At 69.3% G+C, this 25,563-nt stretch carries 16 protein-coding genes and 2 pseudogenes; 12 read left to right on the top strand and 6 right to left on the bottom strand.

Annotated features, from left to right (window positions below):
* Positions 1–35 precede the first annotated feature (35 nt).
* A complete protein-coding gene (locus AC1WTP_RS17970) occupies positions 36–2,903 on the bottom strand; it encodes an AfsR/SARP family transcriptional regulator (RefSeq protein ID WP_481650411.1) in 2,868 nt (955 codons plus the stop codon).
* Between the two features lie 159 nt (positions 2,904–3,062).
* Here AC1WTP_RS17970 and AC1WTP_RS17975 point away from each other — a divergent pair, with 159 nt between their 5' ends.
* Both AC1WTP_RS17975 and AC1WTP_RS17980 read left to right on the top strand, forming a co-directional pair.
* Complete coding sequence (locus AC1WTP_RS17975; RefSeq protein ID WP_481650412.1) at positions 3,063–4,262, top strand: phosphotransferase family protein; 1,200 nt, start codon at positions 3,063–3,065, stop codon at positions 4,260–4,262.
* Positions 4,263–4,708: 446 nt separating this feature from the next.
* Positions 4,709–5,258 (top strand): annotated as a pseudogene (locus tag AC1WTP_RS17980) (transposase family protein); the annotation flags it as partial.
* 152 nt (positions 5,259–5,410) lie between these two features.
* On the opposite strand, the gene AC1WTP_RS17985 reads toward AC1WTP_RS17980, so the two are convergent.
* From AC1WTP_RS17985 to AC1WTP_RS18000, 4 genes and pseudogenes are all read right to left on the bottom strand, one after another.
* Positions 5,411–6,205, bottom strand: a complete 795-nt coding sequence (locus AC1WTP_RS17985; protein ID WP_481650413.1) for an HNH endonuclease — start codon at positions 6,203–6,205, stop codon at positions 5,411–5,413.
* Positions 6,206–6,511: 306 nt separating this feature from the next.
* Positions 6,512–6,801 (bottom strand): annotated as a pseudogene (locus AC1WTP_RS17990) (IS481 family transposase); the annotation flags it as partial.
* 217 nt (positions 6,802–7,018) lie between these two features.
* A complete protein-coding gene (locus AC1WTP_RS17995) occupies positions 7,019–7,447 on the bottom strand; it encodes a very short patch repair endonuclease (RefSeq protein WP_481650414.1) in 429 nt (142 codons plus the stop codon).
* 7 nt (positions 7,448–7,454) lie between these two features.
* A complete protein-coding gene (locus AC1WTP_RS18000) occupies positions 7,455–8,585 on the bottom strand; it encodes a DNA cytosine methyltransferase (protein WP_481650415.1) in 1,131 nt (376 codons plus the stop codon).
* A 291-nt stretch (positions 8,586–8,876) separates the two neighbouring features.
* Between AC1WTP_RS18000 and AC1WTP_RS18005 the strand changes: the two genes are divergently transcribed.
* From AC1WTP_RS18005 to AC1WTP_RS18030, 6 genes are all read left to right on the top strand, one after another.
* Entirely contained in the window at positions 8,877–12,050 is a 3,174-nt protein-coding gene (locus AC1WTP_RS18005) for a hypothetical protein (RefSeq protein WP_481650416.1), read from the top strand.
* 73 nt (positions 12,051–12,123) lie between these two features.
* Positions 12,124–17,544, top strand: a complete 5,421-nt coding sequence (locus AC1WTP_RS18010) for a DEAD/DEAH box helicase (RefSeq protein ID WP_481650417.1) — start codon at positions 12,124–12,126, stop codon at positions 17,542–17,544.
* Positions 17,545–17,633: 89 nt separating this feature from the next.
* On the top strand, positions 17,634–18,419 hold the full coding sequence (locus AC1WTP_RS18015; protein ID WP_481650418.1) for a hypothetical protein: 786 nt from the start codon (positions 17,634–17,636) through the stop codon (positions 18,417–18,419).
* Positions 18,420–18,424: 5 nt separating this feature from the next.
* On the top strand, positions 18,425–19,744 hold the full coding sequence (locus AC1WTP_RS18020) for a hypothetical protein (protein WP_481650419.1): 1,320 nt from the start codon (positions 18,425–18,427) through the stop codon (positions 19,742–19,744).
* Positions 19,741–21,630, top strand: a complete 1,890-nt coding sequence (locus AC1WTP_RS18025) for a DEAD/DEAH box helicase (protein ID WP_481650420.1) — start codon at positions 19,741–19,743, stop codon at positions 21,628–21,630. The genes AC1WTP_RS18020 and AC1WTP_RS18025 overlap by 4 nt, the downstream gene beginning before the upstream one ends.
* Positions 21,620–22,528 carry a protein NO VEIN domain-containing protein gene (locus tag AC1WTP_RS18030; protein ID WP_481650421.1) on the top strand — a complete coding sequence of 303 codons (909 nt, stop codon included), beginning with the start codon at positions 21,620–21,622 and terminating at the stop codon, positions 22,526–22,528. The genes AC1WTP_RS18025 and AC1WTP_RS18030 overlap by 11 nt, the downstream gene beginning before the upstream one ends.
* Before the next feature lie 267 nt (positions 22,529–22,795).
* Here AC1WTP_RS18030 and AC1WTP_RS18035 read toward each other — a convergent pair whose 3' ends face one another.
* Entirely contained in the window at positions 22,796–23,041 is a 246-nt protein-coding gene (locus AC1WTP_RS18035; RefSeq protein ID WP_481650422.1) for a GntR family transcriptional regulator, read from the bottom strand.
* 451 nt (positions 23,042–23,492) lie between these two features.
* Between AC1WTP_RS18035 and AC1WTP_RS18040 the strand changes: the two genes are divergently transcribed.
* From AC1WTP_RS18040 to AC1WTP_RS18055, 4 genes are all read left to right on the top strand, one after another.
* Positions 23,493–23,756, top strand: coding sequence for a DivIVA domain-containing protein (locus tag AC1WTP_RS18040; protein ID WP_481650423.1), 264 nt, complete (start codon positions 23,493–23,495; stop codon positions 23,754–23,756).
* Complete coding sequence (locus AC1WTP_RS18045; RefSeq protein WP_481650424.1) at positions 23,753–24,016, top strand: hypothetical protein; 264 nt, start codon at positions 23,753–23,755, stop codon at positions 24,014–24,016. The genes AC1WTP_RS18040 and AC1WTP_RS18045 overlap by 4 nt, the downstream gene beginning before the upstream one ends.
* Positions 24,017–24,050: 34 nt before the next feature.
* Positions 24,051–24,431, top strand: a complete 381-nt coding sequence (locus AC1WTP_RS18050; RefSeq protein ID WP_481650425.1) for a GIY-YIG nuclease family protein — start codon at positions 24,051–24,053, stop codon at positions 24,429–24,431.
* A gap of 150 nt (positions 24,432–24,581) precedes the next feature.
* A complete protein-coding gene (locus tag AC1WTP_RS18055) occupies positions 24,582–25,487 on the top strand; it encodes a hypothetical protein (RefSeq protein ID WP_481650426.1) in 906 nt (301 codons plus the stop codon).
* The last annotated feature ends 76 nt before the right edge of the window (positions 25,488–25,563 follow it).

A 25,563-nucleotide genomic window follows, 5' to 3' on the forward strand; every position in this document is an offset into this window, starting at 1 on the left:
CCGACCGGGCCGGCCCTCGGGCCGTCACCAGCGGCTCACGACGTGGCCGCCTCGAGCAGCAGCGCACGGATCCCGTCGGCGTCCGGATGGTCGAGGTCGTTGAGGATCTCGAGGGCCTCCCGCCAGGACTCCCGCGCGCCGCTCGGGTCACCGCCGGCGTGCTGGGTCTCGCCCAGCTGGCGCAGGGTGACCGCCTCGTTCATCCGGTCGCCGAGCTGCCGGTAGAGCCCAAGGGCCTGCCGGTAGCAGGCCAGCGCCGCGCGCGGGTCGACCTGCCGGTAGGCGTACCCGAGGCTGTCCCAGGCGCCCGCCGTACCGACCGGGTCGCCGAGCCGCTCCAGCAGGGCCAGCGCGCGGCGGCAGTGCTCGATCGCCGACTCGTGGTCGCCGAGCAGCGCGTGACACCAGCCCACCGAGTTGTGCGTGTTGGCCACTCCGCGCTCGTGCCCGGCGCGCTCGAACAGCTCCAGCGCCGCCAGGTCGTGCCCCAGCGCATCGCGGACGTCACCCCGCTGCTCGCACAGCCAGCCGAGGCTGCGGCGGGTGAACCCCTGCCCGACCAGGTCCCCGAGCGCACCGAACAGGTCCAGCGCCCGCCCGTAGTGGTCCCGCGCGGTGTCGAAGTCGCGCAGCCGCACGTGGGCGCCGCCCAGGATCCGGTGCGCCTCGGCCTCGGCCGCCCGGTCTCCCTGCCGCCGTGCCGCGGCCACCGCGGCCTGAGCGACCCGCACCCAGTCCCGCCAGTGCCCGCGCCGGGCGAGGAAGTTGGCCGCCGCCCAGGCGATCCGCCACACGTGTCCGTCCAGGCCGGCGCGCTCGGCCCGGTCGAGCGCGGCGAGCAGCACCCGATGCTCGGCGGTGAACCAGGCCAGCGCCGCGTCGCGGTCCGCGAACACCTCCGGCCGCACGCCGGGCGCGGCAGCGGGCGCCGGCAGCGGATCCCGGTGCGGCCAGAGCAGCCGGTCGGCGGCGAGCGCGGTGTGCAGCAAGTGGTCGAGCACCCGGCGCAGCGCCGTCGGTCGCCCGCCGTCGTCGGTGGTCAGCTCGTTGGCGTACGCGTGCAGCAGGTCGTGCAGCACGTACCGACCCGGGACGTGCTCGACCAGCAGGTGCGCCGAGGCCAGCTCCCGCACCGCCGCGCGTGCCTCGTCGACGGGCCACCCGGCGAGACTCGCCGCCGCCGCGACCGTCAGGTCCGGGCCGGGATGCGCCGCCAGCAGCCGGAACAGCCGCGCCGCCGGCGGCGCCAGCCCGTGGTACGACCAGGAGAAGACCCCCCGGACGTCGGCGCCGCCCACCGCGAACGCGTCGAGACCGCCACCGCCGGCGCGCAGTTCCCGGGCGAGCGCGTCGAGGGGGAACTCGGGATGGCTCGCCGCCCGGGCCGCCACGATGGCCAACGCGAGCGGCAGCCGCCCGCACGCGTCGATGATCTGCCTGACCGCGATCGGCTCACCGGCCAGCCGGGCGGTGCCCACCCGGCGGCGTACCAACTCGCGGGATTCGTCCTCCGTGAGCAGGTCGAGCCGCAGCGGCCGGGCGCCCTCGGCGACCACCAGGCCGGGCAGCTGGTTGCGGCTGACCACCACCGTGGCGCAGCTGGCCGCGCCCGGTAGTAGCGGACGGACCTGTTCGGCGTCGCGGACGTTGTCCACCACCACCAGTACCCGCCGGCCGGCGAGCAAGCTCCGGTAGAGCCCGGCCTGCGCCTCCAGGGTCGCCGGCACCCGGTCCGGCGGCACGGCGAGCGCGTCGAGGAAGCCACGTACCGCCGCACCCGCGCCGAGCGGGGTGGCGTCCGGGTCGTAGCCGCGCATGTCCACGTACAACTGGCCGTCCGGGAAGTCGCCGCGCACGGTGTGGGCCAGGCACACCGCGAAGAGCGTCTTCCCGACCCCGGCCAGCCCGCTCACCAGTACTGTGGGCGAGCCGTCGGCGGGGGAGAGGAGCAATCTGCGGGCGGCGGCGAGATCCTCGGTGCGGCCCACGAACTGCGGCGGATCGGGTGGCAGCAGGCAGGGCCGGATCGGCTTCGCGGGCTCCGCCGGCCCGCGCGGCGCCGGCACGACGCGGCGGAGGATGTCCCGCTGCAGTTCCTGCAGCTCCGGCGCGTCCAGTCCGCGTTCGCCCAGCAGCACCAGGCCCTCCCGGCACACCTCGGCCGCCTCGTCCACCCGCTGCTCGGCGTAGAGCGCCAGGGCGAGCAGCCGGCGTACGCCCTCGTCGTACGGGTCGTCGGTGAGAGCGGTGGAGAGTTGCGCGATCGCCTCGGCGTGCCGTCCGAGCGATGCCAGTCCTTCGGCGTAGCCGCGCCGCGCCGCCCGGCGTCCCGCCTCCAACTGCGCGGCCCGGGGCCGGACGAACGGACGGTCGGCCAGGTCGGCGAAGGCCGCGCCGCGCCACAGCGCCAGCGCATCATGGAGCATCGCCACCCCGCGCTCGGTCAGGGCGGCGTCGCCAGCCGCGACGAGCTGGCGGCCGTCGGCGCACCAGCGCTCGAAGCGGTACGCGTCGACCGTGTCGCTCGGCAGGTCGAGCCGGTAGGCCGACCCACTGCCCAAGCCGACGGTGCTGAGGACCGGCTCGCCCGTCTCCCGCGTGCCGTGCCGGCTCGTTCCCGGCTCCGGTGTGTGGTGCTGGCCGTCTCCCGTCTGCAATGGCTGGTGCTGGCCCGTTTGGCTGTCCAGGGCTCGGCGTAGGTGGGAAATGTGGCTGCGGAGCGTGGCCCGGGCGCCGGCCGGCGGTGCCGCGCCCCACAGCAGCTCGACGACCCGGGAAGCCGGCACCGCCGAGCCCGCCTCGACCAGGAGGATGGCCAGCAGCTCCACCAGCTTCGGGCCCAGCCGTACCGGCTTGTCGCCGTGGGCCACCTGCACCGGGCCGAGCACGCTGATGCGTAGCACCCAGGACTCACGCTCCCATCCGCCGCGTCATGACTACCGTAGTGGTCGATCTCGTAACCGTGCGTGCGTCGGGCCGGGTGTCCCGGATGGCGGTCAGCGGGAGCGGCAGCCGGGGTAAACCGGTCGCTGCGGTCCGTCTCGCGGCGATAGCGTCCCGGCGTGAGCCGCACCGTGACCCTCGTCCTGCTCGACGCCGCCGGCGCGCCGCTGGGCGCCCTGCCGTCGTTCGACGTGCCCACGCCCTGGTGGCAGGACATCACCCCGGTCGTCCAGCAGGCGCGCGAGCGGTACGGCGCCGACGTACAGGTGCTCCGCCTGCTCGGCGGGGACGACACCGGCACCATCGGCGGCGCGGTGACGTACCTCGGACAGGTCAGCGAGCCGCCCACCACGCCGCTGCGGCCGGCGGAGGTGGAACTGACCGCGGACCCGTTGCGCGCCCCCTACGCCGAGCCCGGCGGCCCGGCGCGGAGCCTCGACTGGGCGCGGGCGGAGCTGCGCCGGCTCGGCCGGCCGGCGGAGACCGCCACCCAGCAGCGCACCTGGAACCTGTCGGCGATCTGGCGGCTCGACGGCGCGGGCGGGACGGCCTGGCTGAAGCAGGTGCCGGTCTTCTTCCGGCACGAGGCCGCGGTGCTGCGCTGGCTCGGCCGGGCCGCGCCAGGACGCACCTCGACGCTGCTAGCCGACGACGGCGACGGGCGGATGCTGCTGGAGCACGTGCCCGGCGAGGACCGGTACGGGGCGCCGCTGGACGAGCGGCTGGCGATGGCCGCCGACTACCACCCGGTGCAGGTGCGGTCGATCCCGGACGTGGCGGAGCTGGTGGCGGCGGGGGTGCCGGACCTGCGTGGTCATTCTTTGGCTGGTTGGATCCGCTCTCGTCTGGCCGCGCATGACACCTCGTCCGTGGGCTTCCTGCTAACAGGGCTTGAGGAGCGGCTCGACGAGGTGCGGCGGTGCGGGCTGCCGGAGACGCTGGTGCACGGAGACCTGCACCCGGGAAACGTGCGGGTGTTCGGTGACCAGCGGGTCGTCATCGACTGGGGGGACGCGTTCGTCGGGCATCCGGCGTTCGACGTGCTGCGGTTGAGTGAAGGGCTGGAGCCCGCGGCTGCTGCGCCGGTGGTGGCCGAGTGGTGTGCGCGGTGGCGGGAGAGCGTGCCGGGGTGTGAGCCGGAGCGGGCCGTGGAACTGCTGCGGCCGGTCGCGGCGCTGCGGCTGGCCGCGGTGTACGCGATGTTCCTCGCCGGCATCGAGGCGAGCGAGCGGGTCTACCACGTCACGGATGTGGCCGGCTGCCTGAAGCAGGCAATCGAGGCGGAGCGCCCGCCGGCCCTCGAACGAGCACCGGCCTGAGGTCCTGAAGCGGCCAGGCGCGGCCCGGATGCCCCGCATGGTGCCGAGTGGGGCTGCTTCGGCTGGACTGCTGACCGCCGAAGGCCACTCGTAACGGGAGCGTCGGTAGCGAAGGGTGGCAACTCAATTGGTGCTGTGTCGCTGGCCGAGTACAAGGACAGCGCGACCTGCTGCGATCGTCGCGAGAAGAGTGTCGGCAGCCCGCGGGCCGCCGACAGACTCTCTGTCTGCGTTGCTCGAAATGTCGGCCACGGGCTCCATCCAATAGGGATTCGACACGAAGCACGGTAGCCGAAGCGCCTTGTGCGGAAGCCCCTCCTTCCGGTCAAATTTCCGTGTCCGACCTTCAGCTTGCGGAATGCCGGGCACCCGTACAGCTACAGGTGCCCGGTGTCCCTGAATCTCACCAACTTCGGCGATCGGTCGAAATCCCACTGCACGACGTCATTGCGCACTCTGCCGCGCACCGGGATGATCGACACCCTCGGGCCTTGCTGGCCCTGGCACCGGTCCGCCGGCACTCATTCGGCCAGATCGCGATCGTCGACGGCACCCTTATCCCCACCCGGGACCACAGCCTGGTGGCACCGAGCAAGAATTACCGCTACTCGACCAATCTGCAAGTGGCCATCGACGCGAGCACTAGCCTGGTCATCGCCGTCGGCGAGCCCCAGCCGGGCAACCGCAACGACACGACCGTCTACCGCAACTCGGGGATCGAACAAAAGCTGGCCGGGCGGCCGGTCATGGTCGACGGCGGCTACCGCGGCAACCCCGAGGTGAATATCCCCTACCGCACGCCCCGCGAAGGCACTGCGCTGCCGGGCTGGAAGGAGGACCTTAATGCTTAGCACCGCACTGTCCGAGCAGGTCGATCACGCCTTGGCCAGGCTCAGGACCTGGAAGACCCTCTGCGACTATCGGCGCACTACCTGCACATCGACCGATACCGCTTCCGGCATCGCCCATCTGCACAACATCGCCCTCACCGCCTGAGCATCGCCCAATCACGGGCACTTCCCTCACCGATTTACGAGACGTCCCTCAGCTCAGTCCTTCAGGTCACGCTTGGCGGGGAGGTCGGCATCCACTCGGCCCGTTTCGTCACCGATCCTCGCGCTTGCCCTGCCGTGCGAGTCGCTCTGGCCTTATGACTGGCTCTCCGCCTCAAGAAACGAGTTCCAGAGGATTTCCAGCACCGCCGATGCGGGTCGCTGAATCTGTTCGGCGGGCTCTGCGAGCTGAACCCCATCGAGTTCCCGATAGCTCGTCTTCTCGAGGCGTTGTGATACCCGGACCCGTCTACTGGCTGGCTCGATGGCTAGTAGGCGCAGGTCGAGCAGCGTGTGAACATCAGCCCTCAACAGCAGGCCGTTCTGAAGCACGTTAGATTCTTTACCGCGATAGGGGTGAAGATGCGCTGCTTCGAGAGCAGCGTCGGCGTCAGTTCCTGTCATCGCGCAACGCCCTCCATACGCCTGCAAAAGAGCAATCCTGAACGCTCGCTGACCTCTGCGGGCGAGGATCTGGCGGACCACGCGTAGCCGGGCGTCGTATTCGTCGCTGGGTGGCGGCTCTGCATCCCCTGTCGACTCATCCTGCGCCTCTGCGGTAGACACCAGGACCTCGGATGCGGTATCGCCGTAATGCCAAACACCGTCCGAACGTACGCCCTCGAAGAAGAAGTAGCCTGCCTGCCATAAGACCGGAACGGCTAGGCCCAGCACATCGTACTCAGACGGGGCGCTCTTTCCGACCTTGCGTTCCCTAAGAACTCCTACCGGAATCGCATCCGTGATGCATGCCATCAAAGCCCTGTTCGTGAACTGCCTGTCCCGCATCAAAGGGTCAGGGTTCTCCTGGTGATAAGAGAAGTACCATGTACCGTCCTTGCGCTCGAAGATTTTGCCGTCTTTATAGGGGCTGTCGAGGTTGATGCGCACCGAGAGGGCGTAGGGTTGCCCCTCAGGCTTGTAGATGCCCTTCGGTCGTGTGACCAGGAACGAGCCGTCATCTAGGCGCCTGGGGTATCCCGTTACGGTCCCCGCCCGTTCCTCGAACCACCGAAGGCGTCTGGCATGCGACTTGGGAAGAGCTGATAGATCCACCGAAGGCATACGTATGGCTTAGCAGTCGGGCGACGTCCTGTACAGAAGGGATTGCTCCGGCCACCGAAGCTGGTCTGTCACCGACCCCGCCACGCAAGGATCAGGTCAGCGCCCGGCTGCCCGTCCCGATGCCCAGGAGCCGTGGCTGCGGTAACAGCTGCCGTTGTCGGGCAGCACACGTTTGGTGACGACGCCGCGGTCGCTCAACCAGTTCTCTGCCCTGGGCAGGACGGCGACGGCGGTGTCAGCGGTCTCGTCGTGGATCTCGGCGTAGGCGACGCGGCTGTGGTCGTTGATCACGGTGTGCACGAAAGCGGTGCCGATCACCGGGTTGTTTGCTTGCTGCGCGGCTTGCCGGCAATGGCGTTGCGGTTCTTGCCGCCCGCGTAGCGGCCGACGTAGCGCCAGCCGCCGCCGTCGGGGATGTTGCCCAGCTATGCGCTGATTGGTCGAGGTCGGCTTGGTGAGCACCGGGCGCCCGAGGCGCGTCGACAGCCTGACCAAGCTCTGCTGCTGTCCCGCCGCCCCACCCCGATCGTGCAGGCCATCCCCGTCCTTCAAACCGCCGAAGACGCCCGATGCCCACTATGAAAATGGTTCATTCACAGACCGCCTGCGAGGCCTGCGCCCAGCCGGGTTGCGTCAACCTTACGCGCCGGATCGCCCGGCGATGGCGGCCCGGACCAGCTCCGCTGCCTCCTCGGTGGCGGTGTGCTCCCAGAGCCGGACTACCTGCCAGCCGGACTCGTGCAGCGCCTGGTCAACCGCGCTGTCGCGCTGTTGATTCCGGGCAATCTTTTGATGCCAGTAGCCGCTCGGATCGCTCGGCATGCGCCCATGCTGGGGACATCCATGCCAGAAACAACCGTCGACGAACACGGCCACACGCGTCCGGGTGAAGACGACGTCCGGGCGAACGGTCCGGCCCGGGACTCTCACCTTCAGATTCACCCGATAGCGCAGGCCGGCCGCGAACAGCGCCCGCCGCAGCACGAGCTCTGGCTTGGTTCCGGTGCTGCGATTGGCCTTCATTGTCTTGGTGGCCGACGACGGCGGTGGGGTGGGCGGCAGCGGCACCGGACGGCTAACCTTCGTCGGTCGTCTCGGAGCTGAGCACCGGAATTAGGTAGTGCTGTCCGATCCACCGCACGACATCGACCACGACCGCATCACCGAAGCCGAACAGCTGCTGATTAGGGGTGCCCGCCACCAATTTGTAATTGCCGGCTCCCATGAGCCGCGCGTACTCCTTAGGTGTCATCCAGCGTACCCGCGGCTCGCGACGCATGCCGAGCTCGACAAGCGCCTGTTTGCTAGAGCCGCCGCCGGTCGTGCGCAGGCATCCCGCGATGGCGTCGCGGCGCATCTCCCACATTGAGATCCCCTGCCGGGTGCGGCGATAGGCCGACCGGTAGGAGATCACGTTCCCGTCGCGCAGCGCCTCGAATCGGCTGCGTTGCCCATGGTTTAGCGAATCGACGAATGCCTCCACCCGCTTCGCGTCCCACCAGGCGCTCGCCGGGACGTCGTGGTCTATTACCCCACTGAGGTCCTCGGGGCCTTCCGGAAGCGGCGGCAAATCCAGGTAGTGCATGTCGTAGGTGCTGCTATGCCGCTCGTGCAGGGCCGTCACCCAGGCCGGGCGCACGTCGCTAGGGGGCGGGCCGCCGACGTGGGCGTTCTTCGGCAGCTTGTCCTTGGAAATGCCAACGATGAACATGCGCGGCCGTGACTGCGGGACGAAATGCTTGGCGTCGATCGCGAGCACGTCGAGGGAATAGTCCAGCTGGGAAAGCTTTTCGAAGGCGCGTTCGATGTCTTTGCCGCCGTGGCTGGTGGCGAACCCCTGCACGTTTTCCAGCAACACGACCGACGGGCGTCGCGGCATACCTTCTAAGATTCGCGCAAACTCGAAGAACATCCCCGACTGGGCGCCGTCCAGGCCCCGCCGATTGCCTGCCAGCGACAAGTCAATGCATGGGAAGCTGCTTGTTGCCAGGTCTATTCCGGGTGGCAGGTCTGTCGCTTCGACCTTGCGGATGTCAACAACCTTGAAGTGCTTGTCAGCGTCCGGGTAGTTCTCGCGGTAGGCGTTGAACTTGGCCTGCTTGATGTCGTTGGCCCAGACGACCTGGACGCCCAGCGGCTCGAGGGCGGTTCGCACCAGCCCGATGCCGGCGAAGAACTCCGCCGCCCGGATGGCCGTACCTTCCACGCGTCCTCCTCGGTCGATCGTCGCTGGGAGCCTATAGGGGCGCGCGGTCGACGATGCGCGCCACCCCGGCGGCAGGCTTGATCATCTGTTCTGCCGAGTCAGGTCGACCCATGGTGCATATCGTCGCAATTAGGACACTGTGGAGCCGGCGGCCATATCATGAGCTGGCCCTGATCACCACCTTCAGGTGGACACCTTCCGCCGCCCCAGTGGTGTCTACAGCTGAGGAACTTGCCGGCTATTTTCAGCCTCCAGCAAAATGGTTGCGAGCGAACGGTCATTGTTCAGAGCGTGGTCCTTCCTTACACTTTGAGGTCCAATTCCGCCTATACGGAAGCGACAGCTGGTCAGCACATGCAACGTCAGCCGGTAGATCGATGGAAGATCTACAGCGCCTTCAACCGAGCCATCGCAGACGTGTTCTTCACCCAGGACATGGCGGGTCTCCCGGTCTACCTGGATTTCGACGAGGACACTCTCGCTCGCATCGGGCATCGGCTGAGACTGCCCACCGACAAGGTGTGGGACTCCCTGGCGCGCTCGGCAATCGGCGTGCTGTCGCTGCACACGCGCTACAGCGACATCTTCGGCCTGCCTCTGCAGCGCACGCGCGAATGGCTGCGCCGGTGGCAGCAGACCCCACGCGACGAGCGGATGAACCTGCCGGCGCCGCCTGTATTGACCCTCCTGGCGGTCTTCAGCATGGCCGCGGAGCGCATGGGCAGCGACGTCACCATGGCGGCGAGCAATTACTTCGGCCCCCTCTCTCAGCTGCTGCGGCTGGAGGACCCCCAGCAGAAGGAGCGCCTTGCCGCCCAGTACCGGCAGCACGTCGAGCTGTTCTGGAACGTGCTCGGGCTGTGGCTGACCGGCTTGGACGGCATGCTGGGGCTGCCCTCCGCGGTGGCCCTGTCGCACCGCTACGTCGGGTTGTCGATGTCGCAGGCCCTGGTCCGCGAGCACGACCGCGGCAAGCTGCCCCGGTTCTTCGCCACGTACGGCCTGGACCCCGGCCGGGAGGTCACGCCGCGCGAGATCGAGCCGTACCTCGACGACTGGATGAAGCGCACGCCGCCGGCGATCAGCCGGAACCTGGCCACCCTCTGGGCCCGGCAGCCCACCGCCCGCGAGCGGATCGCCAGCGTCGTCGCGCTCGAGCTGCAGAACTGGGACGGCAACGACCGGGACGCCGCGCCCCGATCGCAGGCGGCCGGTGCACGGGGCGGCGAAGCCCGGCTGGTCGCCCTCATCCGCTCCAACCTGTTCGGCCGCAAGGTCGAGTTCAGCCTGGTGGTCAAGCTGCCCGGCCACGACGAGCCGCGGCGCCTGCAGATCGCCAGCGCGGTCGGTGACCAGAAACCGGTCCTCGACTTCATGCCCGGCGTCAACGGCTGGCACCGCTTGCACCGCCCAGCGGACCTGGCCCAGACCTCCATCCTCGACGGCGTCCTGCGCCTGACCGACACCGACGGCGGGGCTCCCGTCGTGCGCCGTCCGCGCCAGGTGTTGCCGATGCGCAAGGACGAGGCGCTCGGGCAATTTCTCGAAGCCGAACGGCTGCAGCTCGCCGGGGACGGCATCGTCTTCGCCTTGGACGGGCTGGCCGACGAGGTTGACGACGTGCTCGCTCAGGTCGCTCGCCCCGGCTACCGGCGGGTCCCGGGGGGCCAGGAAGGCGTGCCTCCGAATTGGACCCTGTTCGCCGACGTTCAGGTGCTGGGGGTGCTTGCGCCGGAAGCCCGCGCCAAGCTGCGTGACGACCTCAACGTGCTGCAGCCCTCGGTTTCGTCGCAACTCGCCCTCGCCGAAGGGATGAAGCTGCCCGGCCGGATGCGCAAGTACGCCGTCCAGGCGCCCCCGGAGCTGCGCGCTGTGGCCGTGGCCGCGGAGCACATCAAGCTAGAGATCATCCGCAAGGACACCGGGGCGCTCGACGCCCTCGACGATGCCACGCCTATCGCCCTCGACCAGGTGATCGCCGCCCGCGAGTCGGACGACGCCGCCCTGGTGTTCCCGCTCGCCGACGCTGACCTCGCCGAGGGCGACTACGAGGCCCTGCTCTTCGTCAACCGGGCGAAGGACGCCACCCAGCGGCTGCCCTTCTTCCTGCGCTCCGGCGACTACGTTGACCTGGCGCTGTGGGCGCGCGCGACCCGGCTCGCCTACCTGCCCGGGGCCCAGCACGGGCGGGGCGTGCTCAGCGCGGACGCATACACCGAGGAGTCGGCGGGGGTGGTCGACGGCGTCATCGTTCTCGGCGAGGACGCCGCGCCGCGCCGGCCGGCGCCGCAGGTCGTCTGGTGGATGGAGCCGCGTCCGCCGGCCGGCGCGGCTCTGCCCGCGACGACGCTGACCGCGCCCGACCCGAACTCGTGCCTGGTCACCCCGGCGCACCATTGGGACCTGCCCTACGCAGGGGAGAAGGTGTTGGCCGTCGAGGGAACCTGCCGTCACTGCGGCCTGGTCAAGCGCTTTCTGAACACCCCGTGGGCGGCCGAGGCCAAGAAGAAAGCGCGCGACCAGCTCGAATCTTGCTACCACGTGGATATCCGCCGGGTCGCCCCCGTGCAGCCGAGCAAGCTGACCTGGGACATCGGCTTGGATGCGCTGATGCACGCCGGCGGCGGCGGATACTCGTCCTTCGAGCGAATCGCCTTGCAGATCGAGGGCTCGCTGCTGTTCGCCCACATCTTCGCCCGTACGCTGGAATCCCTTGGCCACGTGCAGGTCCGCCGCGACCCGCGAACCCTCGAGCCGCACGACTGGGAGATCGCCCCGTCCGCGTTGGCCGAGCTCGTCGATGGCTCGTACCTGCTGGTCGGCTACTGGCCCGCCGGGTACGTCGCCGAGGTCAAGGACGCGATCGCCGGCACGCCGGGCCGCCTCGACGTGCAACCCGACCCGGAAGGCCCGAGCCGGCGGGTGCTGCGTGGGCTGACCGCCGAGCGGGTCCACGAGCTGGCCGCCGAACTCGGCGTCACGGTCGCGGCCCGGCCGGCGGCGGCGATCCTCGGCGCGACACCCGGGCTCAGCGAGGTGCTGGCCGCGCTGCCTAGGGTGAGCATGCCGGGGGCACGCACCTTACAGCAGTTCCACCTCGGCTCGGCCGCCTGGGTGGCGCAGCCCCGGCCGGACGAGCCCGGCGCATACGCGCTGGAGTCCTTCGGCAAGACGTACGTGTTCCGCGACGCTGAGGACGTCGCCGCCGGCACCGCACGCATCGGTGCCGCAAACCTGGTCAAGCACTTTGCCGCCCTGCAGGCCGGCCGCCCGCTGTTGGCCTACCGTGCCGAGGAACGTGCCCTCGACGTGCCGCTGGGCGCCGAACTGCCGGGGCTGTACGGCCGTGCCGCGGTGCTCTGTAGCGGCCGCCCGCCCTACGGGCTCGGCCCTCGGCGGGTGCTGCGCTATTCCGGCGTGCCCGCCGAGATCGCCGAGATGCTGACCGCCCGCCTCACCAGCTGAGCCACCGAACCGCACCGAGATGAGGACCGTCATGTCGCCACACGGCGTCGCCACGCCGAGGCCGCGTTTCCCGATGCCGACGCAGGTCTACCGGGAGCTGCAGGACGCGTACCTGCGATACTTCGACACGGCGTACTGGCTGCGCGACAAGCCGCTGCGCGACGAGCGCCGGCAGCTGCTGGAGGCGCCCGGACTGCTGTTCACAGACGTGCTGCTCGAACCGGTGGTCCCCTACGACGCCGATTACCCGCTGGCCAAGGCGGCGCAGCAGGCCGGTCTGAACCCGGTTGCGGCACGCATCGTCGGCGAGGCGCTGTTCGGCGATTTCGTCAAGCCGGGACAGCAGATGATGCTGCGCCGCCACCAGGCCGAGGCGCTTTTCCGGTCGCTTAGCGCCGCTGATGGTGAGCCCCACAACGTGGTCGTCACCTCTGGCACGGGCTCGGGTAAGACCGAGTCCTTCCTGCTGCCCGTGCTCGCCCGGCTGGTGCAGGAGGCGCTCACCTGGACCAAGCAGCCGGAGCCGGACCGCTGGTGGGAAGCCGCAGGCAACGTCCCAAGCTGGCGGCCGCTGCGCGCCCCGGAGACCCGGCCGGCGGCGCTGCGCACCGTCGTGCTTTACCCCACGAACGCGCTGGTCGAGGACCAGGTCTCCCGGCTGCGCCGCGCGCTGCGCCGGATCGCGGAGACGGGCGAGGTGCCGCCGCTGTGGTTCGGCCGGTACACCGGTGCCACCCCAGGATCCGGCGAGCTGCCCGGACCTAAGGACAAGGACAAGGTGCGCGAGGCCGCCGTCGAGATCAACAGCGCCGCCCAGGACTTCCAGCAGCTGGCCAAGGCGTACGAGGACGACCTGGACCGCCGCGCCGTGGAGCAGATGCTCGCCCAGTTCGCCGACCCTCGGCAGGCGGAAATGACGACTCGCTGGGACATGGTTGCGTCGCCGCCAGACCTGATGGTCACGAACTACTCAATGCTCAACGCGATGCTGATGCGCGACATCGAACAACAAATGTTCTCCGCCACCGCGGACTGGCTTGCCGCCGACGAGAACAACAGCTTCACCATCGTCATCGACGAGATGCACCTCTACCGCGGCACCCAGGGCAGCGAGGTCGCGATGGTGGTCCGCAACCTGCTGTCGCGGCTCGGCCTGGACCCGGACTCCCCGCAGCTGCGCTGTCTGGCCACCAGCGCCTCGCTTACCGACGACGATAAGGGCCGCGGCTACCTGGAGGAGTTCTTCGGCGTCGACCGGTCCAGCTTCTTCGTCACCGCCGGCACGCCCCGCACGATCCCCGAACGCAAGCCGCTGTCACGCGCCGCGTTCGAGGAGCAAGCCAAGACCCTGCCCTCGGACGGGAGCGACCGCGCGGCCGCGCTCAGCGCCTTGGCCGCTGAGCACCGGCTCTCCGAAGCCATCGCCGCCGCGTGCCGCGCCGACACCGGCGCGCCTATGCGCGCGACCCGGCTGCCCGACATCGAACGGCGCCTCTTCGACGAGCCACCTGCTACCGACGACGGCGTCAGCGCGGCATTCGACCTCGTGCTGGAAGCCGGGGCGGAAGCCTGGAACGATCCGGCCACGATCCCGCTGCGCGCTCACATGTTCGTCCGCACGGCGAGCGGGCTGTGGGCCTGCGCCAACTGGGCATGCACCGAGGTGCAGCCGGAGCACGCGTACGCGGAGCGGAAGATCGGCCGGCTGTACAGCCGGCCGGCCACGACGTGCCCGTGCGGCGGGCGGGTTCTCGAGGTGCTGTACTGCTTCGACTGCGGCGAGGTCAGCCTCGGCGGCTACGTCATCGACCGAGTCCCCGACAGCGTCCCGGCGATGCTCGCCCTCGGTTCGCTGGCCGACAAGATTCCCTCGGACCAGACCCGCCCGGTTAACCGCCGCTCGCACGGCGAGTACATCTGGTACTGGCCAGAGCCGGAGAAGCCAGCCGCGGGAAAGCCGTGGAATCACAAGCTCGAGGGTCCGGGCACCAAGGGACGCCAAATCAGCTTTTCGTTCGCCCAGGCGCGGCTGGACCCGACCTCGGGGTTGATCGTCGAGGATGCCCAGGAACCGACCGGGTACGTCCTGCGGGTTAGCCCGATGGGGGAGACCAGGGCCAAGGCGCCCGCGCTGCCGGAGAAGTGTCCGCGCTGCGGTGCCAAGAACGTCAACAACGACCTGCAGAAGTTCTGGCGCGGCATCGTGCGGTCGCCGATCCGGGGACACCGCTCCGGGCAGTCGCAGTCGATCCAGCTCTACCTCGCTCAGCTGTTCCGCAGCATGGGCACAACCGCCGCCGAGTCGCGCACGATCCTGTTCACCGACAGCCGCGACGACGCCGCTCGCACCGCCGCCGGCGTCGCCAAGAACCACCATCGCGACCTCGTCCGCCAGCTGATCCGGCACGAGCTGGAGCGGCCTGAGGCCGACGCGGTCGACGCGGTGCTGGGGATGCTCACCGGTGCGCCGACGCCGGAGGGACAGGCGGCATTCGTCACCATGCAGAACGAACATCCCGAGCTGTTCCAGGTGCTGATGAAGAAGGCGCTGGGCGTCGCCCCACCCGAGACGGAAGCGCTGATCGCGGCGCACCGGGCGAGCAAGGCAACGGCTCAGCTGCCGTGGTCGGTCGCGGCAACCCGGCTCGAGAAGGCCATGGTGCAGCGCGGCATCCATCCGGCTGGCCCCGGCACATCAATGCAGAAGTGGCAGGGCGAGCCCTGGTACCGGGTGTACGACCCGCCGCAGCCGGGCCTCTGGACGCCCCTGCACCCCGAGATTCAGATGAAGGGCTACGAGCGCTACCGCCGGGAGCTGGCCACGACGATGGCCGAGGCGGTGTTCGACCGCGCCGCCCGTGACCTGGAGTCCACCGGCCTGGTGGTGGTCGACCCGCGCAACCCACGGCTGGACGACGCCGGCGTCGCTGAAGACGTCGCGCTGCAGATCCTCCGCTCGGTGATTCGGATCCTCGGCATCCAGGGACGCTACGCCGGCAACAGGTACTTCTCGCCCGCGTTCGACATCCCGGCCGCGGTGAAGGGCTACCTGAAGGCGGCCGCCGAACGGCACGGGCTGGCCGGTTCGGGCGTGCTGGAGACCTGGGTTACACGCGAGATCGGCGGGCGGGTGGCCCCGGAATGGGGGCTGCGCGTCGACAGTGTGGAAGCGCCGTTCTTGCTGACCAAAGCTGGGTCGGCGGTCTGGGTCTGCCGCCGGTGCAGCTACCGGCACCTGCACGCCTCGGCCGGAGTGTGCGCCGCCCGCGGCTGCCACCACCCCGACCTGGAGCGGCGCGAGGCCGGCGACCAGGAGCAGGACTACTACGCTTGGCTCGCCGAGCTGGAGCCGCGCCGGATGGCCGTCGCCGAGCTGACCGGCCAGACCAAGCCCCTAGCGGTCCAACGGCAGCGCCAACGTTGGTTTAAGGACGCGCTGCTCAAGGAGCCGCTGGAGAACCCGCTGACGACGCCGCTGGACGTGCTCAGCGTGACGACCACGATGGAGGTCGGCGTCGACATCGGCTCGCTGCGCTCGACGGTGATGGCCAACGTGCCGCCGCAGCGGTTCAACTACCAGCAGCGCGTCGGCCGGGCCGGACGTCAGGGGCAGCCGTACTCCTACGCCCTCACCGTCGCCCGCTCCCGCACCCACGACGACTACTACTTCAACGCCACCGAGCGGATGACTGGAGATATCCCGCCGCAGCCGTTCCTCGACCTGGAACGGACCCGCATCGCCCGCCGCGTGGTGGCGGCCGAGCTGCTGCGACGAGCCTTCGCAGTGTGCCTGCCCAAGCCGACCCGCACCCGCGAAAGCATCCACGGCATCTTCGGAGTCCGCGACCAATGGGCCGACACCTATCGGCCGCAGATCGAGCTGTGGCTCGACCAAGCGCCCGACGTGCCGGAGGTCATCGCCGCGCTGACGGTGCGCACCGGCACGACGGCGGGGGAGCGAGCGGAGCTGGAACGCTGGGCTCGCCACGAATTCGTCGCCGACATCGACACCGCCCTCAGCAACCCGTTTTACCAGCAGAACGAACTGAGCGAGGTGCTCGCCAACGCCGGTGTCCTGCCGATGTTCGGCTTCCCCACCCGCGTCCGGAACCTTTACAAGGACTACCCGAGGGATAAGCGCGACCTCAACGACCTGGTTGTGTCCGACAGGTCCCTGGACATGGCGGTGGCCAGCTTCGTGCCCGGCGCGGAGGTCGTCCGCGACGGCGAAATCCACACGGTTGTGGGCTTCGCCGCGTACGAGGTCAAGGGCCCACGGGTGCTGCCCGTCGATCCGCTGGGCAATCCCATCGACATCACCAAGTGCCAGCGTTGCGGCCGTACGTCGGTCGGTGTGGACACCGGAGCGTGCCCAGCCTGCCAGGGCGAGCTCACCACGTTCGTGATGTTCCAGCCGCTCGGGTTCCGCACCGACTACCAGGCCCGCGACTACGACGTCGACGGCGAGACAGTGGCCGTCATGGGCTTCCCCGAGCTGGGCGTCGCCTCGAAACCTAACCGCTCCGGGACGGTCGAGGGTTTACGCGTCGACGTGTACGAGCTGGCCGACATCCTGCGCGTCAACGACAACCTAGGCCGGCTGTTCGCGATGGAGGAGGCGGCCGGCCGCTCGGTTGTCGTCCGGGACAGCTCGCTCTACGGCAACGACGTCAAGCTGCCTAATACCCAGGGCCACCGCATCGACGCCGCAATTGGCGAGGTCCGCAAGACCGACGTGCTGGTCGTGACCGCCGACAATCTGGACATTCCGGGCGGCGTGGTGCCGACCGACGCGACCGTGCTGCCCGCCGGCCTGCCGGCGATGTGGTCGTTCGCCGAGGTGCTGCGCCGCGGCGTGCAGGCCGAGTTGGATATCGATCCGAACGAGCTGTCGGCGGGCTTGCATCCTGCCCGGATCGGCGACGACCAGGTGCACCGAGTGTTCCTGGCCGACACACTCGAGAACGGCGCCGGGTACGCCACCCTGCTCGGCGACCCTCAGTTCTTCGCCAAGGTGCTGGAAAGCGCCCTCGACGACCTGGGCGCGATGTGGCGCGGCCGGCGCCACGCCGAGGAATGCACCGCCTCGTGCCCTGATTGCCTGCGCTCCTTCGACAACCAGCGCATCCATGGTGCCCTGGACTGGCGGCTGGCCCTGGACATGGCCGAGCTGGGACTGGGCCGGCCGGTCAACTGGGAACGCTGGCTGAGCCGCACCGGACCGCTGGTCGCCGGCTTTATGAGCTCCTTCACCCCGGTGGGCATCCAGTACCACGAGGTCGAGGGGATCGCGGTGCTTGCCCACTCAGGCAACCGCAAGGCCGTCGTTCTACGGCACCCGCTATGGCGCCCCGAGCCGGAGCTACGCACAGAGCGTCACGAGCGCGTGGCGATCTGGGTCACCAATACGCTCGGCTACCGGATCGAGCAGGGCGACCTGTTCGAACTGGATCGCAATCCGATGCGGATCGCCCAGCGACTGCTAATGGACTGACCGGACCGAACACGAGGGGAGGGCTGGAGACGGTGTTACCTGACGACGCTGCGCCATGCCGCCACGCGGGGGCACCCCTGCCGGAGGTCGTGTACAAGGTAGACGACCTCATCCAGAAGCTGGTCACGGAGACCGACATCCTTACCCGGTACGGGTTGACTGCCGAGGAGTACCGCGACGCCCTGCCGGCAGCGATCGAAGCGGCGCGCGGCAGCATGAGCGCGAGCAACGCCGGCCGCCGCCGGTTCCTGCTCGACATCCTGGAGGCGCTGCAGCAGGAGGGCCTGGTGGACAGCGTCACCAAGCCCCAGTATGGCGACCACACCGTGTACCGGCTCGCGGTCCCCGGGTTCGGCAACGTAGCGATCATTCAGAAGGGCTGCCCGGATGGGACGCACAGCAGCATCCGCTGGTCGGTGCCAGACTGGGCGCGGGAGACCTACCTCTGGTGGCTGTGCGACAGCATGAAGGCCGAACCCGGCGAGCACGTCGCCAAAGGCATCCAGCGCATGCGCAAGCGCTTCCTCGACCCGGCCGACCGGACGGTGGACGGCGTCATCTTCCATAACCACCTCTGTGGCACACCCAAGCGCCTCTGTCCGAAACAGGACCGAGCCGTGCGGATCGGCGGGCAGCCGGTGCCGCCGCCCTGCGTCTATGTCACGCCCGATAGCGACACTCAGGCGACCGACTTGAACTGGGACGGCAGGCAGCAACGCGTCTTCCCCGGCATCCTGCTCAGCCTCTTCGGCATCGACGAGCAGGCCCTACCGGCGTACGTCGGACACGTCGGTTTTCAGAGCAGGAGCGGCCAAGTCCGCACCACCATTTCGGCTAGATTCGGCGTCGGCCGTTCCACCACTTACAGGAGATGATCCGCTTGCCCAATCCGATGCTCGACCAGGATCGTGTGGCGTTGTTGCAGGCCCGCAAACCCGTCCGGCACGTGCTGGTTCCGGCCTGGCCACGCGAGCAAAAGGAGCTCCCGCAGGTCGAGGTCGAGGTCACCTGGGTGCGCTTCTCCACGCTCAACCACCGCACCCAGGCCGAACAGCGCCGGGAGATCCACCTGGCCGGCCAGTCAGACCTGTTCACCGCTGACCCGCTGGGCCCGGCCGCCCAGGACGCGCAGTACCGCATCCTCACTGGCCAGGAGGGCTTCAAGGAGCTCAAGGAGGACCTGAAGGACCGCGGCCAGCAGGATCCAGCCATCATCACCGCCGAGGGCGTCCTGATCAACGGCAACCGGCGCAGCGCCGCCCTCCGCTCGCTCTACCAGGACGACGACTGGCTCAAGGCGCGCTACGTCCAATGCCTGGTCCTGCCGGACGACGCCCAGCCTGACGAGCTGGTCGACCTTGAGGCGGAGCTGCAAATCGCGCGCGACTTCAAGCTGGAGTACTCCTGGATCAACGAGGCGTTCCTCATTGAGGAGCTCTACGACCGCGAGGGCAAGGACTTCGGACGCGTCGCCCGGCGCATGCACAGCGACGTCGCGAAGGTGCGGGACCTGCACGAGAAGCTCCAGCAGGTGCACCAGCTGGTTGACCTGGCGAAGGGCGCGCGCCTGCACGTCGACTTCACCGACAACGAGTCGGCCTTCGCTGAGCTCGCCCGGCACATTCGGAACAAGCCGCCGGCTGAGGCCGACAGCGTGCGGTCGGCGTACTTTCTCGGCACCTTGGCCAACGTGGAGTACCGCAAGCTGCGGCACCTGCAACGCGCCGACGCGGCCGAGCTCATCCAGCGGGAGATCGAGCGCGACCCGGCGCTCAAGCCGGTGCTCGACGCCGCCCAGTCCGCCCCGGTTCCCGGCCCGACCGACGACCTGCTGGACGACCTCCTCGGCGAGGACCCGCCCGCGCAGCCGTTGAACGAGCTGCTGGGCCTGGTCGCCGCCCGGACACCTGATGAGAGCCTGCCGCTCGGCGACGGCGACAAGGTCTCCGCCCGCCAGGTGCTCAGCTCGCTGCGCAGCGCGATCACCGCCGTCGCCGACGAGGCCGCGGACGAAGCCGCGGACCAGTCGGCGGCCAAGGCCCCACTCCTCCATGCCGACAAGGTGATCAACGGCTTGAAGCGGATTCGCAAGGATCTCCCGAAGGCCCGGGCCCAGACGGAGTGGGACGCGCACGCCTTCGCCCTCAAGATCGCCGAGATCGAGGGGCTGCTGGACGAGATCGAGGGCCGCCGGGCGTGATCGTCGCCGAGCTCTACCAGCGAGGTCGCCCGCTCGTCGTCGTCACCCGCCAGGCCCCGACGGTCGCCGGTGCCTGGGCCCGCCTTCAGGCCGCCATGTCCCGCGGCATCGTCGGCGGCGCGGCTGACCGCATGGACGTGCGCGTCGATGTGTTCCTCGCCGAGCTGCCGGCGCTGCGTGAGGTCCGGACGATCTTCCATGAGCAGCTCAAGCTCGGCCCGACCCTGCAGGAGCAGATCCGCTCGCTTATCAGCGATCAGAAACGCCGCGAGGACGTCGCCGCCGGCACCCGGCAGACGTCCCCCGATGCGCTCGCGGCCGAACTCGCCGCCGCCGGCTTCCGCCGCGAACTGCGCGGCTTCCAGCTGGAAAACCTCGCGCTGATCCAGCAGCTGCCGCACGGCGCCGACTTCTCCGTGCCTGGTGCCGGTAAGACCTCGGTCGCGCTGGCGAACTACACCCTCGCCCACGCCCGTGGCGAGGTCGAGCAGCTCCTCGTGATCGCGCCCCTCGCCGCCTTCGAAGCATGGCGGGAGGATGCCGCGGCCTGCTTCGAGCGCCCACCGCCCATCACCGTCCACGCCGGCACCGCATCGATCGGCAGTGATGTCAAGGTGCTGCTTACCAACTACAACCGCGTCGCCTCCGACTACGACCGCATCCGAGAGTACGTTGGCCGCCGCCCAACCCACGTCATCCTCGACGAGGCGCACCGGGTCAAACGAGGCGCGCAGGGCGTGCACGGCCGCGCTGTGCTCGACCTCGCCTACGCCGCTCGGCGCCGCGACATTTTGACCGGCACCCCGGCGCCCCAGGGTGCCTTCGACCTGATCGCCCTCATGCGCTTCCTCTACCCGGGACAGGATCAGAAGATCCTGCCGGCCAGCGCCTACAACGAGCGCGCTGGCCGCGACGACGACGTGCTGAGCGAGACGAGCAGGGCGATCCAGCGCTACTTCGTTCGCACGCCCAAGTCGCGCCTCGGCCTGCCCGGCACCACCTTCGACGTGGTCACCGGGGCGATGAGCCCGATCCAGCAGGCTATTTACGACGCTCTGCTGGGCCGCTACCGCGGCGACTTTGAGGTGGATCGCCCGGCCCGCCGGCAGTTCGACCGGCTCGGCCGGGTCGTCATGTACCTGCTGGAGGCCGCGACCAACCCCATGCTGCTGGTCGCCGGCTCCGACGACGCCGACGAGCGCGGGTTCTTGCACCCGCCGCTCGCTCTGGACGGCAGCGAGCCGCTTGCCGAGCTGCTGACCCGCTACCGCGACTACGAAACGCCCTGGAAATACGAGCACGTCAAGGCGATGGCTGAGCAGGCGCGCGACCGCGGCGAGAAAGTCATCGTCTGGTCCACTTTCGTGCGCAACATTCGGTCGCTCGCTACCTATCTGAATGGCTGCCAGCCGGCCATTGTGCACGGCGGAGTGCCGATGCAGGACAGCGCGCCGGCCGGGGCGCTAACCCGCGAGGCCGAGCTGGAACGCTTCCGACACGACCCGGACTGTCACGTTCTGCTCGCGAACCCGGCTGCGTGCGGCGAGGGCGTCAGCTTGCACCACTGGTGCCACCACGCCATCTATCTCGACCGAACCTTCAACGCCGGCCATTTCCTGCAGAGCCAAGACCGCATCCACCGGCTCGGGCTCGGCGACGACGTGACAACCCGCTTCACGCTGCTGCTCAGCGAGGAGAGCATCGACGAGACCGTCAACGCCCGGCTGCGCGAGAAAATCGTCGCGCTGTCCGCGCTGATGAACGACCGAGGTTTGGTGCGCGTCGCTCTTCCGGAGCCGGACGAGGGCACGCCCGAACAGCCGGCGGTATCGGACGATATGCAAGCTGTCGTGTCGCATATCAAGGCACGGCTCGATGCTGCCTAGGCGGGGCACGGCATACGCGGTTCTACTGCTCTGCCATGCCGTTCGCCTTTCGGCGCGCCGCGACGTCGCCGACTGGGTCCGCGCCGCGCGTGTCCACGGTGCCTTCGTCGGGGCCGCCACCGACCTAACAACACCCGCCGAGCACCTGCTGGCTGCCGGGCTCGCCGAGCGGGCCGAGACCATTGTGCTGGCACCCCCGCTGGCCGGGATCGCCGGCATCGCCGACGACGCGACGCTGCGCCACATCGCCCGGGTGCTGCTGACCGCCGACCCGCCCGCCTGGCTACGCATCGCGGTGTCGCACCAAGGGGTCGCCCGCCAGTACATCCCAACGGCCGATTTGCGCGCGCTGGAATGGCTCGATCCCGAGCTGGACGACATGCTCATCGATGTGTACCGCGCGGTGGGCGGCCCTCGCGACGCCGAAGTCCGTAAACGCATCGGCGACGCCGCCGAGGCGGTGGTCCTGGCGGCGCTGCGAGCCGATGGCAGGCACCCGACCCATGTCGCGTCAATCTCCGACGCGTTCGGCTACGACATCGAGCTCGCCGGCCCCCCTAGGCTCCGCATTGAGGTCAAGGGGTGCAGCGCGAACAGCCGCGGCACCTTCCACCTGAGCCGCAACGAGTACGACAAGAGCCGTTTTCACGACGACGAATGGCTGTTGGCCCAGGTTGTCTTTACAAACGGGGCCTTCGTCGCGCCCTGCCTCGAGCCAGCGCACATAATCGGCATCTTCGAGGTCAGCGCCCGCGAGATTGCGTCGGCCGTACCGGCAGATACTACGGAGTTCGCCTGGACCGACTCGGCGGTGATCACCCCGCCGCCCGAAGCATGGCGGCCCGCACCGTACGCCGTCGCCGACGTCATCCTGCCGGGCCTGGCACACTATCCCTAACGGCGTTCATTCACGATCTCCTTCAGCTGCTCGGGTTGAGCCAGGTCTTTGTACGGTGGATCATGCGATGGCAGTCCCGGCCCCGGTCGCCGTACGCGCGCTCGAAGTCAAACCCACACACCTCACATTCAATCGCGGTACCGACCTTCCGCGCGGCAGCGATCGTCTCTCGCCACAGCTGCGGATTGCGCTCACGACGTTGCTGACGCAGGAACACCGCGCTTGCTGCCCGGATAAGCGCCCCGAGGCCAACTTTCCGGGTGCCTACTAACCGTTCCCACCGTCAGCTGAAACAAAGACGCCTAAACCCTGGTGGCCGTACAGTTCACCGGTCTCGATCAGGATCGTGATGGCCTGGCGAACGGTGGATTGGCTGCCTACGTCGTACATGTCGGCGAGTGCCTTGGTGGACGGCAGCTTGTGGCCGGGGGGCCACTCGCCTGTGGCGATGCGTCCCCTGATGTCGGCGATGATCCGCCGGTAGTGCGGCTCGAACTTCCGTGGTGCGGGCATGCGAAGTACTCCCAGCTAGGCCCACACATCTGATCACGGGAGCCGGGAGAACTTCAAGGGCAACGTTGACTTTACCAGTAATGACGGTAAAGTGCGGAGACGAGGAAACACCCCAGCTAGGCACTGCGGTGGGTCCTTCGTCGGAGCAGCAAGAAGTCTGGACCAACCGGATAACCCGAGTCCGTACTGTCCCGGCGAGCTGCTCCGACGCCAGCAGTCTTTCGCTGGCAGCCCCGCCCGGCCTGGTCGCGCTCACGCCCCAGGAACGGACTCAGGGGACCGCCGGCATGAGAAGTAGGGGAGAACCAAGCAGGCCCGGGGCGGGCGCTGGGCTCCGGTCGGTACGGACGCGCAGTCGTACCGACCGCCCCCGCCCGCCTCGGTGCCGTAACCGGAAGGGGAGGGCTATGGACTCCATCGACAGCGTCACCGAGCAGAGAACGGAGTGGGCATGATCTACGTGACCGGAGAACGCCTGCTCCCACACCTCGTCCGGGCCGCGGCCTTCGACACCTGCTGGCGCGGCTGTGACCCGAAGCAGGTGCACGACTACCTCAACCGTGTGGCCGACGAACTTAACCGTGTCCACCGCGATCTGGCCACCGCCAACATCGAATCCGAACGCATCCGCCAGGCCCTACGCCAGTGGCAGTCCCGCCACACCACCTGCCGTCACCCGGAACCAGCTACCCGGAACAGCGGGTGGCCGCGATGACCGCACTCCGCTGGATCATCCATCTCCCCACCACCCTGACTAGCCTGGACGAAGCCGTCACCCTGGCGGTCGCCCTACGCGACTCCCTCGGCCACGTCACGGCCATCGACTTCGGCGAGACCACCCTCAGCGAGGAGGACCGCCAGTTCCTGCGTACCCGGATCTGGTGCGATGCCCGGCTCGACGGCGCCGGCCGCTGCCGCCGCCGGGACGACCACGACGGCCCGTGTGGGCCCACGGAGGAGGACCCGCGCGGGTAGCGTCCGGGCATGCCCGGACGCCACGCACGACGACTTGCTGGCCGGCTTCACGCCCGCCCAGCCGTACACCATGGACACCGCCGCCGACGCTCCCCACGCGTCCGGAGTGCACGTCGTCCTCGACCGCGGCACGGTCGTCTACGTCGGCTACACGAGCAACCTGCGAATCCGCCTGCGTCAGCACCTGACCGGCAACCGGGAATCGTCGGTGCTGCACCAGCAGGTCGGCCAGCTGCTCGACAAGCAGGGCCAGCCGGCATCGGCCACGGACATCGCCGCCTGGCTGGGCCGGTGCGAGATCCGCTGGCAGGAGACCGACAACCCGGCGAGCGAGAAGGAAGCCCTGGTCCTGGCTCTCAAGCCCCGCTTCAACCGCCAGCTCCCCAAGCCGCGCCGCACGTCCGACAACGACTGACCGCCAGACCAAGGTGTCATCAGTCGACTACATGACGTAGTCGGTTTGGAGATAATGCCTGGTCACGTGACTACCTAGCGTGAGCGCGTCATAGACGAAGCTCCGCGGCTGCACCGAACAAGCCGCGGGCACGCCAGCTAGGAGAGTCACATGTCAGGTCAGTCAACACCCCGCCGGTTCGGCCCCCGCGCGCTCAGCCTCATGGCCGGCGTCGCCGTCGCCGGCGCGGTCATCGTCCCGGCCGCTCCGGCCTCCGCCGCCGTCCCCGGCCTCGTCCGCATCTCCGCCACCAGCGCCAGCAACTCCACCGACTTCCGCAGCGTCACCGCCACCTGCCCGGTCGGCAAGGTGCTGACCGGCGCCGGCTACGAGATCAACGGGGCGACCGGCGAAGCGGTCGTCGACGACTTCCGACCAAACGGCGGCCCGGCCACCGCGCCGACCGCCGTCACCGTGGGCGCGTACGAGGCGGAGGTGTTCGCCGGCAACTGGTCCGTCACCGCGTACGCGATCTGCGCCAACCCGGTCGCCGGCCTGGTGCGGGTGTCGGCGACCAGCGCCAGCAACTCGAACGACTTCCGTAGCGTCACGGCGACCTGCCCGGTCGGGAAGGTGCTGACCGGGACCGGCTACGAGCTGAACGGCGTGACCGGTGAGGGCGTGGTCGACGACTTCCGGCCCAACGGCGGCGCGGCCACCGCGCCGACGGCGGTCACCGTGGGCGCGTACGAGGCGGACGCGTTCGCCGGCAACTGGTCCGCCACGGCTTACGCGATCTGCGCCAACCCGCTCGCCGGCCTGGTGCGCAACTCCGCGGTGAGCGCCAGCAACTCGAACGACTTCCGCAGCGTCACCGCGACCTGCCCGATCGGCAAGGTGCTCACTGGCGCCGGCTACGAGCTGAACGGCGTCACCGGTGAGGCGGTCGTGGACGACTTCCGCCCGAACGGCGGCCCGGCCACTGCGCCGACCTCCGCCACCTCCGGTGCGTACGAGGAGGACGCGTTCGCCGGCAACTGGAGCAACACCGCGTACGCCATCTGCGCGACCGCCTAGCCGCGACCGACTGGCCGCGGGACCGGCCGGTGGGTGCGGGGGGTGCTCCCACCGGCCGGCCGGGTGCCCGCAGGGC

Source organism: Micromonospora sp. R311 (genome assembly GCF_056780015.1).